This is a genomic window from Pseudomonas sp. 86_A (assembly GCF_017491705.1).
Classification (GTDB): domain Bacteria; phylum Pseudomonadota; class Gammaproteobacteria; order Pseudomonadales; family Pseudomonadaceae; genus Aquipseudomonas; species Aquipseudomonas koreensis.
This window is the reverse complement of record NZ_JAFGYS010000001.1, coordinates 364,802-380,032: the sequence shown is the minus strand read 5'-3', so window position 1 is coordinate 380,032 and position 15,231 is coordinate 364,802. Positions and strand designations below refer to the sequence as shown.

Genomic DNA, 15,231 nt, shown 5'->3' with positions numbered 1-15,231 from the left:
ATCAGTCCTCCCGGTCGGCGTTGGCGCTCAGGCGGCCCCAGGTGTTCGCGATGAACAAAAGATTGGCGAGCTGTTCCTGAAGTGCCTCGGCGTCCATTTTCGGAAATGCCTCGGCCAACATGCCGAGCGCTTCAGAGTCATTACGGGCCCGTTGCAGAACTTCAATGAACGGGGCCACCGCCTGTTCTGCCTGTTGTTGCAGCGTGGCGTCGGGAATGCTTTCGATGGCCTGGTCGAGCGCGATCTGATCCAGTAGAGGCCGCACGGTCGCCTCGGCAAACTCCGGCGAATCGACGGCGGCCGGCGCGGAAGCGAGATCGCCGTCCTGCAGGTTGTAGGTACGCTTCCAGTACGCATCGGTGAATTTCACGCCGGACTCGGTCAGTGCCTTGTCGCGCTGGGCCAGGGTCTTGTCGATTTCCTCCTGTTCCCACAACTCGTACAGCGGCGCCGCAACGTCGGTGCCGAAGTTAAGATCGACGACCAGTCGAATGCATGCGTTGAGTGAAGCGGTAACGATGCCGGCATCGCCGTCGCGAATGTCCTTGGTCACCTCGGCGCCGGCTGTCGCGCTGGCGCGGGTGCTGTCTTTCTCCGTGGTCTGGTTTTGCCCGAGCATGGCGACGTTGATTTCGCTCCGGCAGTACTCCAGCAGCTCACGGTAGACCTCGGCGCTGCCGGCCTTGCCGGCGGCTTCGATGATCTGGACGCTGGAGTCGTCCGGGATTGCCGCCACGGCGTCTTGCACCATGGCCTCCAGGCTATCGAGCAGCAAATCGGTTTCACTGTCGGCCGCGCCGCGAGGGTGCTTGCCGATCACCCACGGGCTGCCGTACTTCTCGGTGAATTGAACCCAAAACTTCAGGCCGCCTTTCATGAACGTCGCCGGCCAGAAACACATGCTCAGATCCGGGAACCCGTAGGGGTTCGCATAAGTGGCATCCTGCCGCGCAACGATGAACCGCTGCGGGTCGCACAGCTCGCCGTCCTGGCCTGCTTCCTTTGAGCGGAAACGAAGTTCGTTGTCCTTGTCGTAGAAGAACCACTCGGCCGGCTTGCCCAGAAGATCATCCGGCACCAGATTCAAGCCCACCGGTTTCCACATCAGCTCGACCGGCTGATACCCGAACAACGGCGCATCGAGCAACTCGCGGATGATGCGGTCGAGGTCGAGATCAGCGAGCCAGTCACGAATAAAACGCTCCACCTTGTTAGGCGCATCGCCGCGCTTGAGGCCGCGCTCCAGTGACAGTACAGAAGCTTTGCGGCGCCGAACGTTGCCGCCCACCAATGCCGAGCTGCGCAGGTCGCGGTAGACCGTTATATCTTTGCCCTGAGCCTTGAGGATCGGGTCAGGGTTGGGCAGATTGACGCCGCTGGAACCGCTCGCGCTGGAGCGCCCACGGGTGGCGATATGTTGATCGAGCGTGGAGCTGCGCTTCGCATCGGCAAAGCTGACGAATTCAGTGGGGCTGACCCACAAGCCTCTCTTGTTCATGCGTACCCCTGAGTAATGCGTTTGCCCTGACGAGGGCGGCGTGATTTGACCGACACGGGCCCCGAGGTGACTTCAAGCGTGGCGAAGTTGGCCAGCGCGCCGGCCCCCGCGAAGTCGCCGTGGCGATAGAGATCCGGGTCTTTGAGGTCTTGCGAACGGGCCTTCACGATCATCGGGATGCCGTCTACCGTCTCGATGGCGCGCACGTCCTGGTGCAGGTTGTCGTCCTGGGGCAACGTGATGGTGCTGTCTTCAAACAGCCCGACAAATTTCGGCATCCACGCGCCGTACCAGGCCCGGCTGATTTTCACCTGCTTGATGAGGTTTTGGCCGAACTCGTCGGCGGTCTCCTCGGCGAGTGTTTCGCCGTTGCCCGAAGCGTCGAGCGCCGCGCCGCTGAAACGAGGCAGACGGCGAAGGGTGTAGAACAGCACCAGCTTCTGCTGGCGGGCGGGCACGCGGTGCATCTCAATGACAAAGGGCACGTCCCGGTGGCGAGACTCGTCGACCGACATCGGGCAGGCGATAGAGAAGTCACGGTGGCGTGCGTAGTCCATGCCCAAGTAGTGGCGCAGATCTGGCGCGAGCTGGCTCACCTGCGGCGCCAGATTCCGCTCTATCCAGTCCTCAACATAGGCATCGCGGCGGTGAACGGGCTGCTGTGTAAAATCGTCTGGCAGCGCCAGGCGCAGGACGATTCGGCCGGGGCGCATGGCCTCATCGATCCACACTCCGGGGATGCATACGCCGTTTCCGTCGCGGGGAATGGCGTCCAGTTCTTCGCGCATTTGAGCTTTGCGCGGGCCATATGCGTTGCGGATTTTCTTGTACCAGGCCTCTTTGTCCTCGGCGGTAGCTTTCTTGCCGGCCATGAAACAGACCCGCTCAAACAAACCATTGGCCACCGCGTCGTCAAAGGTAGCCCGGTAGACTTCCGCGCTGTCGCCGTAGCGTTTGTCCCGGATGTCGTTGACCATCTGGTTGAACGCGTTGCCCTTGCCGTTGTGGGTGCTGATGATGACGATGCGACCGCCCCAGATCAGCAGCGCCGTGGCGGCATCGAGGACGGCGGAAACGTCCCGGTGAAACGCGGCCTCGTCGATGATCACCTTGCCCTGCAAACCGCGCACGCCAGCCGGGTTACTGGACAGCGCGACGATCTTGAAGCCGGAGGCGTAGCGGATGCGGTACGCGTTGATTTGGCGGGTGTTGCCGGTTTCGTCTTGGTCATCGAACAGGAACTCTTCAATCTCACTGACGCCGGACGCCTGAGCCTCGGCCATCACGCGGCTGAACTTGGCGCAGTAGCCGATGAACTCCAGGCCTTTTTCCTTGGTATCGCCAATGTAGAAGCAGTCCATGCCCCCGGCGGCTTTTTGAGATGCAGCGGTAATAACCGAGTCCAACGCCTCGGCGAAGGTGATGCCTGTACGCCGACCTTTCTCGCAAAGTTTGATTTGCGCGTTGATGCTCAACCAATCCGATTGGTGAGCCATCAAGATTCCTTCGTCGAGCGGATTGTATCCGGCCGGAATTTCCCGAACGCTTGGCGGAAGCTCCTCCCACTCGACAACCCGCAGGGTGCTATTCGAGGGTTTCATTGCTTCACGCCCAGAAATTTCTGGCGCCAGAACATGGCCTGTTCTTCGGTCATGCCTTTGGCTTTCACGGCGCTGTCCAGCTCGGCCTCTTGCTCGCGGAGCAGGCGTTCGCGTGCGGCGCGCTCGATGGTCTGGCGCTCCTTCACGCTCATTGTCCGCGCCTCCATGGTGGCCTTGGCGGCGCGGGCGAGCGCCGACACTTCGGCAATGGTGACCTCATCTTTTTCATGCGCGCCCATGGCGGCCTGATAGGTCAGCGTCGAGATGGCTTCGACCAACAGCGCGCCGGTCTTGTCCGAAGAGTCCTCGCCGAACGCGCCCACAAATGCCTCGGCCATTTCTCGCTGCTGGCGGGCCTTTTCGGTCAGCTCATCGAAGCCCACTTTGAAGCGGCCCAACGCGCTACGGCTCGGGGCTTTCTCGTTGGGGAACCGCGCGCGGATATCGGCCAACATGTCGTCGAGCGTCATCCGGTCGTCGCGCAGCAGCTTTTGGATGTACGCCTTGACCATGGGAGGCAGACGGTTGATCGAGGATTTGCCCGCCATGGTCAGGCCCCCGGCCGTTTGATGCCTGGCACACGGGCGCGGCCAGCGGCGATGTCCTGCCCGCGCTCGGTGAGGGTCGCTACCAGTACCGGGCCCACGTCGGAAATGCTGAGGGCACCTTGCTCGGCCAGCCATTGCAGTTCAGTTTTCACCTGGTCGCGGCTGGCGGTGTGGCCGTAGTTGTCGAGCGCCGTGTTCAGCACCGAGCTGTTGGCGCGGTAGCCGGGCATTTCGACCAGTAGCCGCAGGATCACCAGCCGCATGTCTTGGCGCAAAAAGTCGGAATATTGGGTCATGTCTTGTCTCGCAGCAGGTAGTCATTGATCCGATCCAGCGAACGGGCCAAAGGGCCAAGCGCATCCTTGACCCCGGAAAGCTCGGCGCGCACCGCCTTCATATCGCCCAAAAGGTCGGTCACGGCGGTCTGGTCAGGGAGGTGGCGAACATGCTCCTCGAGCGCGACGATCCGGGTGCGCAACTCCAGCAGTTCCTGAGCGCTCGCCGCTTGGCGTTTGGTCAGCCAGGTGTAAAAGCCGAGAACCGTCAGGATCAGCCATTGCACGGTTTGAAAACCGAAGTTCAATTCGTTCAGGTTCATCGAAAGCCCCGTCGTGTTTGGTGGTTCAGAGCGTCCATGCAATCGGCGCAGTGTTCTGTGCCCGGTTCGTTTTGGCGCCGATCCTCCGGGATCGCATCGCCGCAGGTTTCACAGCGGTAGGCGGAAACGCCGGAGCGGATGAACATCCCGCTCTGGCGCGCCCGCTGTATCGCCTCTTGGCTGTCGTCATCCGCAACATCGCCTACATCCATAGGGCGTCAGTCCTTTTCTTGTAGATCGAGCAGCCCGTTGAGCTGGGCAAGGTTGCTGCGGGCCCACAGGCCATAGTCTTGGGCGTGGGCGAGGATGTCGGACGGAGTGACGCCGCTTTCCAATAGTTCGGCGTCAGAGCCGGCGGCGGGCCAGGCCGCTTTTTCAGCAGCGGAGGCAGCGGCGGCGGTTCTTGGGGCGGGCACGCCGAGGGCGGCGTTGAAGTCGCGCACCCAGCCAGCAGTGAACACGCAACGAGGAACAGGCTTAACGGCAGCGCCAGGCGCTGGAATGTATTGCGTCGATACATGGGGAATGCGCTCCTGGAGCTGACGTTTTTCTTCGGCATGCTGCGCAATGGTTGCGCTCAGCAGTGCCTCGGTTTCGTTGGCGCGGGTGACCTGCTGCAGCAGCAGAACGCGGCTTTCGTTCGCCGCTGCCGTAGCCTTTTCCGCGAGTTGGGTTTTGAGGTTCGCCAGGCTTGTGTCCCCAAGCGCCTTTGCGTAGCTGTACGCAAAGCCTGCGGCGGCAGCGCCGCCCGCAACAGCGCTGACCAAACAGGCGAAAACGATGGCGAGAATCCGGGCCGAGCGCGGCCACACAAACGGCTCAAGCGCGCCCATGACGCTGCCTCCGGCGGTTGCGCTCTTTACGGGCTTGGCGTTTGGCAGCGGCAACGCCGGTTTTGCCATGGCGGTAGAAACGCACAACTTGGGGGCCGCCCCATGTGCCGAGAGCCGAATAAGGAGCGGCCCACGAATGGCTGCTAAAAAGGCCGGCAAGCATTGCGGTGAATGCCCGGCCGAACAGGTTCAGCCTCATTTGAGCGCCTCCTGATCCGGCCCCTGTTTCACCAGCCGGGCAACGAACAGCGTCAGGGCCAACCCGCTGTTGAGTGCGGCGTATGCGGCGGGCGAAAGCTGAGCCTCCCACATGGGCAACAGTTGAAGCTGAGCGAACCCCAGGAGCGCAATCAGTAGCCCCAACTGGACACTGTAGAGCCGGTAGCAACGGCGCCAGTTGCTGATCAGTCTCATGCGGGCGCCCCCACGGTTTTGCCGTGAGTTACGCCGCGCTCTATGCCCGCGAGCAACAGCCCGTCGGCAATGAGGCTATCGCCGTACCAGCCGCCGCCGGGCAGCGGGCCGGGGCCGTTCTCATGGCGGACGATTGCCGACACCAGGACGCGCATGACATCGAAATCGTAGACGTCTACGCCTTCTGAGTCCGGGGCGCGGCCCAAGGCGCGGGCCACGGTCAGCACATAGGCCTCGGTGTTGTTTTCGGTTGGCGGCGCCCAGCGCTCGATGATCTCGCGCACCGTATCGATCCGGCTGCCATCGGCGGCCTGACGCTTGTCCTGGTAGGTGATCAACACGCGGGCAATGGCACGGATGCCCCAGCGTGGCGCCGTGAATTGAACAAAGCTGGCGTCAGACTGGGCGGCGGCCATTCCCTGCCAGCGGACACCTTTGGCGTGGCGGATGTTGCCGGGGTTGAAGTTGCGGATACCGCGAGGGGTTTCGGGTCGCATGGACGCCTCCTGTAGCGGCGCCGCAGTTTCCGGGCGCCAGAGATACACACGCCGCCATCATGGGCGGCGTGGTACAGGAGGGCTTTTAATCGAGTTTAAAGAGCCATCGCCTTACGGCTTTGACTTGTCTTTGACCTTCGTAAGCGAGTGCGCGCAAATGTCAAAAAACGGAGAAAAGAGTCGTTGGAAAAAGCCGATTGGCACGTACTCATCAGGAGAGCCGCCATCTGCCCGCACTTGTTCGTTGTGACAAATGCAGTCGAGTACACGCAATGCAGGGGGCTCATCTGATTCGATGCCCAATCTTGCTTCAGCGATGGACTTCAAAAGAGCCTCTGACGGGGGCTGCAGCATCCGCTGCTCAAGTTGGACGTATCTGCGCATGAAGTCGCTATGGTCGCGTGCGCGCATTGCGCTACCCCAGACCAGATTAACAATCCCGAAGACTGCAACGCAGCCGGACGCCCAGAGCGCAAAAATCTTTGCGTCATGGCCCTGAAGCACACTAACAAATGCGGCCGATCCAAAAACTAGCGATGCAATGCTGTAGAGCCGGTCGACTCGGTCATAGAAACGGCGTCGACATTGATGATATCGAGCGGATCTACGAACTCCGAAAAACATGTGATCCCAACGTTGACGAAGATCAGCTTCGCTCTCCATTGCCGCCTCCGCTATCAGGTTTTCTCGAAGGGGGGGCAACTGTATCGACTACCTCAGGAAAACCAGATTTACGGTGAACTTCGCCCCTCTTGTTGCTCCCCTGGTCATTGGTTACCCGGTGTTTTTCATTCCCGTCGGGCTTTGGGCCCTTATCATTGTTTTTTTGTGTCATCGTGATTGCTCCTAGCTCTATCACTCGGTGATTGGCGTATTTATTTTTCTAGTGCCGGCAGTGCAAAACAGCCGCGATTTGAAGATTACAATCTGAACAGGCGAATCAACCATTGGCCGAGCGCTTTAACGATGTCATCGCCGTGGTCAATCCAAATTAACCGAATCAAAACACATAGTGCGACGACCCCAGCTACGAGTGCCGCCGACACCATGCCCAGTTCGAACAGAAAGGATGGGGTGATGCGTATCTCGTTTTTGTTGGCCCACATGATCAATAAGCCCAAGACCACCAAAACGGCAAATGCAAAGGCTGCCAACTTATCGCGACTTTCTTGCGCCAAGGCTTCGCGTCGACAGTGGTTGCAAACCCGTCCGCCTGCCGGGACGAGCCTGGTTTCGCAGCTTATGCAGGGCCGGATGGACAGCTGCGCGAGTTGCTCCGGCGTCAAATTCAACGTGGCCTTTTCGTAGTAATCGCGTCCTGCGACCCTGTTGTTATGTCCGTCTATGTGCATCTCCCCACCTCATTCCTTCGTATGAAAATCCCTTCCTGCTACACGGTTACCTGAGCCAGACACAGTTGTTGTCGTTGTTGGCGCCTGTGCCCCCACGGCGCCGCCTGGCTCGCCCAAGATGATGCTGGCAAGCATTCGTTTCCTACTGGCCGCATCGAGTGCGCGGTATCCATCCAGCAACATTTCCTCATCCGGCGCCATCTGCGGTCGCGCGGCCTGAACGCGTTCGCCGATCAAGACGTACTGCGCATCCACCCCCACAACCAACAGTTTCGCCAGCAAATCGGCCGGGCATTTTTGCCGGCCAGACACGACTTCTTTCAAGCGTTGCGGGCTTGGTTCGCCCGCAGCACGGGAGGCTGCGGCCAACGAAAGGCCGCAGCGGTCAATTTCTTCGCGCAGGCGAAGGTGTAAATGTTCCACCAAATCATTTGACACGGTGTAAATATCCCACCAAAATAATTCAAACAAACAGCAATCATCTTTGCATCACAGGAGCCACCACCATGGCCACCCATGCCAAAGCCCTAACCGCCGACCAGGTGAAAGAAAGCTTCCGTCAGCGCGGCAAAACCATCACCGATTGGGCTACCGAAAACGGCTACACCCGCAACGAGGTTTATCGCGTACTCAACGGCCAGGCCAAAGCCAACTACGGCAAGGCGCATGACATTGCCGTCAAGCTCGGCCTCAAACCTTCCCCAGCGATGGCCGCCTGATGATCACCCTCCAGAGAGCGTCCGGCGGGCGTCACGCGCATCGGCCAACTGATCGCACAGCCAGGCAAGTGTTTTCGTTGCCTCGGCCTCAATCGGTTGTCCCGGCCATTGAATGGGGCGAAGCGCTCGGTCAATCCGCCCCGGCGCTACCAACCCCTCAACCTCAAGTATCGCGGCCAGGCGTAACCAGCCCTGCGCCAATGCGTTCACTTGAGCCTCTAGCCTTTCAATCTGGTCGGTCATTTCTCATGTCCACGTTTGCGAATGTACCCCAAAAATTTGCACCCGCTGTAATCCTTTTGCATATGTGCAAACCGGCTTTTTGTTTGGAAGACGCCCGTGTAGGAACATTCCAATGAGCCGGCGTCGTTGGAAAAACATGCAGCCAACCTCACTGCGCCACGCGCTTGAGCTGTGCAAGGACTTCGCCAAGGAAATCCAGAACAAGAGCGTGGATCGGATCGCCGATGAAATGGGGGTCGCGGATCATTGGTCGGTCTACAAATGGTTACAAACTGGCCGCATGCCGGCCAACCTGATCCGGCCTTACGAACGTGCCTGTGGTTGCGATTACGTCACCCGGTGGATTGCCGCCAGTGCGGGCCGCCTGACTATCGATATCCCAACGGGCCGGAACTGCGCCGCGCAGGACACCCAGGCCCTGCAAGAACTACTCACCACCGCGGCCGGACGGCTGCTGGCGTTCTACTCGCAGAACTGCGAAGCCGAAGAAACCCTGGCCGCGATTCAGGCCGCAATGGAAGGCCTTGCCTGGCACAAGGGCAACGTCAGCCAGACCCAAACCCCACAACTTGAACTGGAGGAGCGGCCATGACCCGCACCGTATCCAGCGCGGGCCGAGTGTTGCGCGTTCTCAAAGCATTAAAGGGCCACACGGTTACCGGGCTCAGCAACGCCGAGCTGGCTCAGCTGGTCGGCGACAGTCCGAGCAACGTTACTCGGGCTGTGCAAGTCCTGATCGAGGAAGGTCTTGCGGTGAAGCTGGATAACGGCCGATTCGCCCACTCCATCGCAATGCTCCAAATCGCCCAATCACACGCCGAACACATGGCCCGTGTGACCGGCCGCTTGCATGAAATCACTCAGCGGGTTGCCGCTGGCTCGCAGATCTAAGGAGAAGCCCATGGCTCGTACAAAAACCCAACCCGTTGATAGCCCGGAGCTGCCCGTTCTGGATGGCGAAATGTTGACCGGCAACCAGAACGCGATGGCAATCCTACAAGCCTCTCACAGCGATGAGCGCGACCTTGTTAATCAACTGCTCGGCCAAGCCCAAATGGCCGACTCTTTCGCGAAATTTTCGCTGACGGTCAGCACTTCCAAACTCGCGTACGTCAAGGAAAACAAGCTCTACCGGGCGTTGAGCGGTAAGAAAACTGCTGACGGTCAGCAGTTCACCGGCACATGGGACGAGTTCTGCTCGCTGCTTGGACGCTCGCGTCAGCAGGTTGATGAAGACATTGCCAATCTGCGCACTCTTGGCGAGGAGGCACTCGATTCGATGTCACGCATGGGCATCGGTTACCGCGAGCTGCGCCAGTACCGCCGCCTTCCACAGGACGAACAAGTGGCGCTCATCGAAGCCGCCAAGGCTGGCGATAAAGAAACCTTTATAGAGCTTGCAGAAGAGGTCATTGCCAAACATGCCAAGGAGAAGGAGGCGCTGACTCAGCGGCTCGACGACGTCAACGCCGACTACGAAGCCCAAGGCGAAGTCATGGCCAGCAAAACCAAGGAGCTGGACAGTGCCAGGCAGGAGCTGGAGAAGAACCGCAAGCGCATTCAAGCCTCAACGCCGGCTGAAGTCATCAAAGAACTCCGTGGCGAACTTGCCGGCATTCAGTTCGAAGTCGAGGCCAAGATTCTTGGCGAGTTGCGCAGTGGCTTTTCACAGATGGCCGACCACGGCGCCGCAAATGGGGAAGACCACCGTGCCTATCAGGCGGATCTGATTCGGCAACTGGAAGTCACCCTCGCCACCGTTCGCAGCGAGTTCAACCTGCCCGAACACGCGGGTGGTGAACCCCCGGTGTGGATGACGGCGGCCGAGGCCTAAGCCATGAATCCGGTACAGATCCAGCAGTTGGCCCAAATCGCCCAACGCGCCGAGAACGCCCCGCACGGTCAGCGTACCGCCGTTTACCAGGCGGGCGCGGCCGAGCTGGGTGTGTCCCTCCAAACCCTGCAGCGCAAGCTGAAGGAGATCCGCGTGGCCAAACCCCGTAAGCGCCGCAGTGATGCAGGTTGCAGCGCCTTGCCGATTGAAGAGGCGCGGCTGATATCTGCCGTCCTGTTGGAGTCGATCCGCGCAAACAATAAGCAGTTGTCCACTATCGAACGGGCGGTCGAACGGTTGCGGAGTAACAACCTGATCATGGCCGGCCGTGTGGATATAGAAACGGGCGTATTCATCCCCTTGACCTGCGGCGCAATCAGCCGGGCACTCCGCGCTTACAAATTGCACCCGGAACAGTTACTGCACGATGCCCCGGCGGTGTCGCTGGCCAGCAAGCACCCCAACCACGTCTGGCAGGTGGATGCGTCGATCTCGACTCAGTTCTATCTGGCCGATGACGGGGCGCGGGTGATGAACAAGGCCGAGTTCTACGACGGCAAGCCCGGCAATCTGAAGAAGATCGAGCGCCAGCGGCTTTGGCGCTACGTGATTACAGACCACACCAGCGGCACTCTGTATGTCGAGTATGTACTCGGCGCGGAGTCCGCCGAGAACCTGTGCAATGTCCTGATCAACGCAATGCAGAAACGCGGCGAATCAGATCCGTTCCACGGCGTGCCGTGGATGTTGATGACCGACCCCGGCGCGGCAATGACCAGCGGCATTTTTCGCAACCTCTGCCGCGCTATGTCCATCGACCTGATTATCAACCAGGTCGGCAATGCTCGGGCGAAGGGACAGGTTGAACAAGCCCACAACATCGTTGAACGGGAATTCGAAAGCGCCCTCAAGTTTGGGGCGGCTGAAAGTCTGGAGCAGATCAACGCGTGGGCCGGCAAGTGGATGCGTTACTACAACGCGACCTCCATTCATACCCGCACCCGGCGCACCCGTTACGGCGTCTGGCAACTGATCCGCCAGGAACATCTACGCCTTGCCCCGAGCGTTGAAGTCTGCCGTGAACTGGCTGTCAGCACGCCAGAACACCGCAAAGTCAGTGGGTTGTTGCGTGTCTCGTTCCGGGGCGCTCAGTTTGATGTCAGCACAGTGCCAGACGTGATGGTCGGCGAAAAACTGCTGATTACCCGAAATTGCTGGCGCGACAAGGACACCGCGATTGCCGTGTTGGTCGGAAACGATGGTCGTGAGAACTACCACGTCATCGAGCGAATCGGGGTCGATGAATTCGGCTTTGCCGAGACCTCCGCAACCATCGGTGAGACGTACAAACGCCATGCCGAAACGCCTGCCCAGTTGTCCCGCAAGGTGCTGGAGCAAATCGCTACGGGCACTACCAATCAATCGGACGCCGAAGCGGCCCGTAAGGCCAAGGCTATTCCGTTCGGCGGCCTGATCGACCCGCACAAACACGTAAACGACACCGTGCTGCCGGCCTACATGCCACGGCGCGGCACCAGCCTCAACGTCAACGCCCCAACTGTCGAGCTTGCCCCGCTAAGTCACGTCGAAGCCGCGAAGCTTCTGCGCCCGCGCCTGGGCAACCTTTGGACGGCCGACACGTTTGGTTGGCTGCAGCAGCGTTACCCGGAAGGAGTTCCCGAAGAGCAGCTCGACGCCATAGAGGCTGAGCTGAAACGACCCGTTGAGGTCATGCGCAAACCGTTCAGCCTGGTACTGGCTGCGGTTGGAGGTGAGTGATGTTGAAACTAAAACACGTTTTGCAGGGGGTGGGCCGCCCTCAATCGGCCTTGGCCGAATCGCTGGGCGTCAGCGGCGCCACCGTCGCCCAGTTGCTGAACCACGGCCAATGGCCGCGCAGTCTGGACAGTGACGAACTACAGGGGCGCATTCGTGTGTTCCTGACCGAGTCCGGCGCAAATGACGCCGATATCGCCAACGCATTTGAAGAAGTGGATCTGCCGTGCGCCAACACGGCAGATCCGGCCCTTAAGAAAGAGCCGTCCGGGGAGGACGAACCTATGTTACTGCCAAAACAGACTATTCAGCCAAATACCCGTAAAGCGTTCGGCCTGTTCCGCGACCCCTTTGACGAGTTGCAGTGCGCCCAGGACATGTGGGTCAGCCCTGATATTCGTTATGTCCGTGAGGTGATGTACCAGACGGCCCGTCACGGCGGCTTCCTCGCGGTCGAGGGGGAATCGGGCGCGGGAAAAAGCACGCTTCGCCGGGATCTGGTGAACCGCATCGCCGAAAACAACGACCCGGTAATCATCATTGAGCCCTACGTATTGGCGTCTGAGGACAACGACACCAAGGGCAAATCCCTGAAAAGCACGCACATTGCCGAGTCGATGATGGCGGCCGTTGCGCCGTTGGCCAAACCCAAGAGCAGCCCCGAGGCGCGGTTCGCTCAATTGCACAAAGCATTGAAGGAGTCCCATGCGGCCGGCTACCGCCACTGCCTGGTCATCGAAGAGGCCCACAGCCTGCCGATTCCTACGCTCAAACATCTCAAACGCATCCTTGAACTGGAGGTCGGCTTCACCAAACTGGTCAGCATCATCATGATCGGCCAGCCCGAACTGGGCGTGAAACTGAGCGAGCGCAACGCCGATGTGCGTGAGGTCGTGCAGCGCTGTGAGCGAGTCACGCTGACGCCCATTGAGTCGGCTCGGCTTGAAGAGTTTCTGAAGTTCCGCTTCGACCGGGCCGGCAAGGCGCTCGCCGAGGTCATCGACGAAGGCGGCATTCAGGCAATAGCAGCACGGTTGTCTCAGCCGAAACGCAGCGGCGGCCGTGATGAAGTCGTTTCGCTCCTTTACCCGCTGGCCATCGGCAATTTGATGATCGCAGCAATGAACCTCGCCGCGAGCCTCGGCGTGCCAGTTGTTACTGCCGATGTGGTCAAGGGGGTGTGACATGGCCGCACTCTATCTCGTACCAGCCCCGGCTCCGGCCCAGCCGCTGAGCATCCTTGCCGAAGAATTCCCCAAGAAACTGGCGGCGTTCAACGATCTGACCCGCGATATGCGCGAGGCGGGAATCGTCATCAAGGCGTTGGTGCTTGCAGACAACAAGATTTTTGTAGATCCCGACAGCCTTGATCTGCTGTCACGCCGCTTTGGGCATGAACTTCGGAGCATGCGGTGCCACGCCGAAGGCCGGCTTGCACGCAATACCGCATCGATCCGTGGCGTCGGCGTTGTTTGGTTCACGCGGGTAAAGGAGCAGGACAAATGAGCCAGTCCCTGAACGCCTCGATTGAGGCCCTGCAAGACGCGGTATGGACGGAGCTGCCGACCATGTCGTGGAAAGACGCCATGAATCACGTTTCAACGGTGCTGGAGCATGTCCACCGCCCATCCGCGCCGGCTGAGCATCTGGCGGCGGCCAGCGCCGCAATAGCAGAAAGCCGGTTTTACGATGCCGGCCGGCATCTTCGCAGGGCACTGACCGCTCTCGACCTTCGATCCGGTGAACGCGTTGTACGTCAGGCTGAACTGTTGGACGCCTTCGACCAGGCGCACTCGGCGATGCCTTTCCTGTGGCTGGAGATTGGCTACAACCGGGTCAGCGATTGGCTAGTCACCGTTACCGACAAATCCGGCGGTGCTGAGCGTGTGGTCGTACAGGTCGGCGGCTTGGGCGCTGATGAAACTTGCCGGCGTGCGGCTGAACAGCTCCGCCAAATTCTGAAGGATAAAAACAATGACCAACAATGACGCTTTGCAAGTCCCGGCCGGTTACCGCGTCGACGCGCTCGGGCGAATGGTGCCCGAGGCCTCCATCAAGCCTACGGATCTGTTACGCGACAAGGTGGTGATCGAAGCCGTCGACCAGGCCATGGCCATCAGCGCGATGTTGCTCAAATTCAAGGCGCAGGTTTTCGGTGAAATTGACGCGCTGCTACAGATCAGCAAAGAACAGTACGGCGTCGTTTCGCGTGGCACGAAGGGCAATCTGACCCTGATCAGTTTCGATGGGCGCTACAAGCTGATGCGGGCCAACCAGGATCAGATCGAGTTCAACGAACACCTCCAGTCAGCCAAGGCGTTGCTCGATGAATGCGCGCATGAATGGACGGCCAACTCGCACCCAGGCGTCAAAGTCCTGATCAATGACGCATTCCGGGCCGACCGTAACGGGGAGTTACGGACGGCTCGAATTCTGTCGTTACGCCGCCACGAAATCGACGACCCGCGTTGGAAAAAGGCGATGGAGGCTATCGGCGATGCGATTCAGGTCGCGGGCAGCCGGAGTTACATCCGTTTTTACAAGCGCGTTGGCGACACGGATCGGTACGAAGCCATTCCACTTGATTTGGCAGGGGTGTGACGTGGATAACAACCGCACGCTCGAAAAAATCAAAAAATGCCTGGAGATGGCGAAGTCTAAAACCAGCAACCCGAACGAAGCTGAGATAGCACTGCGTCAGGCCCATAAATTGATGGAGCTGTACAACCTCGAAATGGGCGACGTTTTAGCCAGCATGGCTTGCGAGGTCAAAATCGCCGCCGGTTCGGACGGCGTGCCGCCCACTTGGCGCGTGCGACTGGCTCAAGTGTGCGCCCACGCATTCGGTACACGGGTGCTTATTACTCATGGGTGGCACGGCGGCGGATTCTTGTTCGTGGGGTGCGCAGCAGCGCCCGAGCTGACCGGTTACGCCTATGAAGTACTGGTGCGACAACTTCAAAAGGCACGTCGTGAGTTTCTCTCTCTTCCAAAGCAGAAGCGGTGCAAGCGCTCCACGAAGGTTGCGAGGGGAGATCACTTCGCCAATGGCTGGATTGATGCGGTCTACGAAAAGGTTGATGAGTTCGCGGGCGTAGATGACAACGTCGCCGAAGCCATCGAAGCGTTCATGGACAAACATCACCCGGATGTGGAAACCACTGAACTCAAACGCCGCAAACTCAAGTCCAGGGACGAAGGTGCCGTGTCAGCAGGCTACATGGCGGGCAAGTCGGCTCAATTGCACCAGGCTGTGAGTCACCAGCCCCGCGCACGTCTGACGGCGGGGGTTTGAGAATGGCGACTACAAGCACAGGG

At 59.9% G+C, this 15,231-nt stretch carries 23 protein-coding genes; 10 read left to right on the top strand and 13 right to left on the bottom strand.

The genetic code is table 11. From position 1 onward, the window contains the following. Window position 1: 1 nt before the first annotated feature. From J5M57_RS01825 to J5M57_RS01770, 12 genes are all read right to left on the bottom strand, one after another. Complete coding sequence (locus tag J5M57_RS01825; RefSeq protein WP_207848896.1) at window positions 2-1,498, bottom strand: DUF935 family protein; 1,497 nt, start codon at window positions 1,496-1,498, stop codon at window positions 2-4. After that, window positions 1,495-3,099 carry a hypothetical protein gene (locus tag J5M57_RS01820; RefSeq protein WP_207848897.1) on the bottom strand — a complete coding sequence of 535 codons (1,605 nt, stop codon included), beginning with the start codon at window positions 3,097-3,099 and terminating at the stop codon, window positions 1,495-1,497. Before J5M57_RS01820 ends, J5M57_RS01825 begins: the two co-directional genes overlap by 4 nt. Then, a complete protein-coding gene (locus J5M57_RS01815) occupies window positions 3,096-3,647 on the bottom strand; it encodes a phage protein Gp27 family protein (protein ID WP_207848898.1) in 552 nt (183 codons plus the stop codon). The genes J5M57_RS01820 and J5M57_RS01815 overlap by 4 nt, the downstream gene beginning before the upstream one ends. 2 nt (window positions 3,648-3,649) lie before the next feature. Further along, window positions 3,650-3,943 carry an ArsR family transcriptional regulator gene (locus J5M57_RS01810; RefSeq protein ID WP_207848900.1) on the bottom strand — a complete coding sequence of 98 codons (294 nt, stop codon included), beginning with the start codon at window positions 3,941-3,943 and terminating at the stop codon, window positions 3,650-3,652. Further along, the gene (locus J5M57_RS01805; RefSeq protein ID WP_207848901.1) at window positions 3,940-4,245 is read right to left on the bottom strand and encodes a DUF2730 domain-containing protein; all 306 of its coding nucleotides are present in this window, start codon (window positions 4,243-4,245) and stop codon (window positions 3,940-3,942) included. Before J5M57_RS01805 ends, J5M57_RS01810 begins: the two co-directional genes overlap by 4 nt. Continuing rightward, entirely contained in the window at window positions 4,242-4,391 is a 150-nt protein-coding gene (locus J5M57_RS01800) for a TraR/DksA C4-type zinc finger protein (RefSeq protein ID WP_243435201.1), read from the bottom strand. The genes J5M57_RS01805 and J5M57_RS01800 overlap by 4 nt, the downstream gene beginning before the upstream one ends. A 72-nt stretch (window positions 4,392-4,463) precedes the next feature. Continuing rightward, on the bottom strand, window positions 4,464-5,078 hold the full coding sequence (locus J5M57_RS01795) for a lysis protein (RefSeq protein ID WP_207848904.1): 615 nt from the start codon (window positions 5,076-5,078) through the stop codon (window positions 4,464-4,466). A 195-nt stretch (window positions 5,079-5,273) separates the two neighbouring features. Continuing rightward, on the bottom strand, window positions 5,274-5,492 hold the full coding sequence (locus J5M57_RS01790) for a hypothetical protein (RefSeq protein ID WP_207848905.1): 219 nt from the start codon (window positions 5,490-5,492) through the stop codon (window positions 5,274-5,276). After that, a complete protein-coding gene (locus J5M57_RS01785; protein ID WP_207848906.1) occupies window positions 5,489-5,989 on the bottom strand; it encodes a structural protein in 501 nt (166 codons plus the stop codon). The genes J5M57_RS01790 and J5M57_RS01785 overlap by 4 nt, the downstream gene beginning before the upstream one ends. 111 nt (window positions 5,990-6,100) lie before the next feature. After that, window positions 6,101-6,652 (bottom strand): hypothetical protein, encoded by a 552-nt coding sequence (locus J5M57_RS01780; RefSeq protein WP_207848907.1) that lies wholly within the window; start codon window positions 6,650-6,652, stop codon window positions 6,101-6,103. Window positions 6,653-6,909: 257 nt separating this feature from the next. Next, entirely contained in the window at window positions 6,910-7,341 is a 432-nt protein-coding gene (locus tag J5M57_RS01775) for a hypothetical protein (protein WP_207848908.1), read from the bottom strand. A 9-nt stretch (window positions 7,342-7,350) separates the two neighbouring features. Continuing rightward, entirely contained in the window at window positions 7,351-7,812 is a 462-nt protein-coding gene (locus J5M57_RS01770) for a hypothetical protein (protein WP_207848909.1), read from the bottom strand. Between the two features lie 35 nt (window positions 7,813-7,847). Between J5M57_RS01770 and J5M57_RS01765 the strand changes: the two genes are divergently transcribed. Next, entirely contained in the window at window positions 7,848-8,060 is a 213-nt protein-coding gene (locus J5M57_RS01765; protein ID WP_207848910.1) for a DNA-binding protein, read from the top strand. Window positions 8,061-8,063: 3 nt separating this feature from the next. On the opposite strand, the gene J5M57_RS01760 is transcribed toward J5M57_RS01765, so the two are convergent. Continuing rightward, on the bottom strand, window positions 8,064-8,303 hold the full coding sequence (locus tag J5M57_RS01760; protein ID WP_207848911.1) for a hypothetical protein: 240 nt from the start codon (window positions 8,301-8,303) through the stop codon (window positions 8,064-8,066). A gap of 112 nt (window positions 8,304-8,415) precedes the next feature. On the opposite strand from J5M57_RS01760, the gene J5M57_RS01755 reads away from it, so the two are divergent. The 9 genes from J5M57_RS01755 to J5M57_RS01715 are packed head-to-tail and all read left to right on the top strand — an operon-like array spanning window position 8,416 to window position 15,208. Then, window positions 8,416-8,895 (top strand): hypothetical protein, encoded by a 480-nt coding sequence (locus J5M57_RS01755; protein ID WP_207848912.1) that lies wholly within the window; start codon window positions 8,416-8,418, stop codon window positions 8,893-8,895. Further along, window positions 8,892-9,194, top strand: coding sequence for a helix-turn-helix domain-containing protein (locus J5M57_RS01750; protein WP_207848914.1), 303 nt, complete (start codon window positions 8,892-8,894; stop codon window positions 9,192-9,194). Before J5M57_RS01755 ends, J5M57_RS01750 begins: the two co-directional genes overlap by 4 nt. Before the next feature lie 10 nt (window positions 9,195-9,204). Continuing rightward, complete coding sequence (locus J5M57_RS01745) at window positions 9,205-10,137, top strand: hypothetical protein (RefSeq protein WP_207848915.1); 933 nt, start codon at window positions 9,205-9,207, stop codon at window positions 10,135-10,137. 3 nt (window positions 10,138-10,140) lie between these two features. Beyond that, window positions 10,141-11,916, top strand: a complete 1,776-nt coding sequence (locus J5M57_RS01740) for a DDE-type integrase/transposase/recombinase (RefSeq protein WP_207848916.1) — start codon at window positions 10,141-10,143, stop codon at window positions 11,914-11,916. Further along, window positions 11,916-13,097: an AAA family ATPase gene (locus tag J5M57_RS01735; RefSeq protein ID WP_207848918.1), complete on the top strand. Its 1,182-nt coding sequence runs from the start codon at window positions 11,916-11,918 to the stop codon at window positions 13,095-13,097. The genes J5M57_RS01740 and J5M57_RS01735 overlap by 1 nt, the downstream gene beginning before the upstream one ends. A gap of 1 nt (window position 13,098) precedes the next feature. After that, a complete protein-coding gene (locus J5M57_RS01730) occupies window positions 13,099-13,419 on the top strand; it encodes a hypothetical protein (protein WP_207848920.1) in 321 nt (106 codons plus the stop codon). Further along, window positions 13,416-13,901: a hypothetical protein gene (locus J5M57_RS01725; RefSeq protein WP_207848921.1), complete on the top strand. Its 486-nt coding sequence runs from the start codon at window positions 13,416-13,418 to the stop codon at window positions 13,899-13,901. Before J5M57_RS01730 ends, J5M57_RS01725 begins: the two co-directional genes overlap by 4 nt. Next, on the top strand, window positions 13,888-14,514 hold the full coding sequence (locus tag J5M57_RS01720; protein ID WP_207848923.1) for a DUF3164 family protein: 627 nt from the start codon (window positions 13,888-13,890) through the stop codon (window positions 14,512-14,514). Before J5M57_RS01725 ends, J5M57_RS01720 begins: the two co-directional genes overlap by 14 nt. Window position 14,515: 1 nt before the next feature. Further along, entirely contained in the window at window positions 14,516-15,208 is a 693-nt protein-coding gene (locus J5M57_RS01715; protein ID WP_207848925.1) for a DUF2786 domain-containing protein, read from the top strand. Window positions 15,209-15,231: the final 23 nt, after the last annotated feature.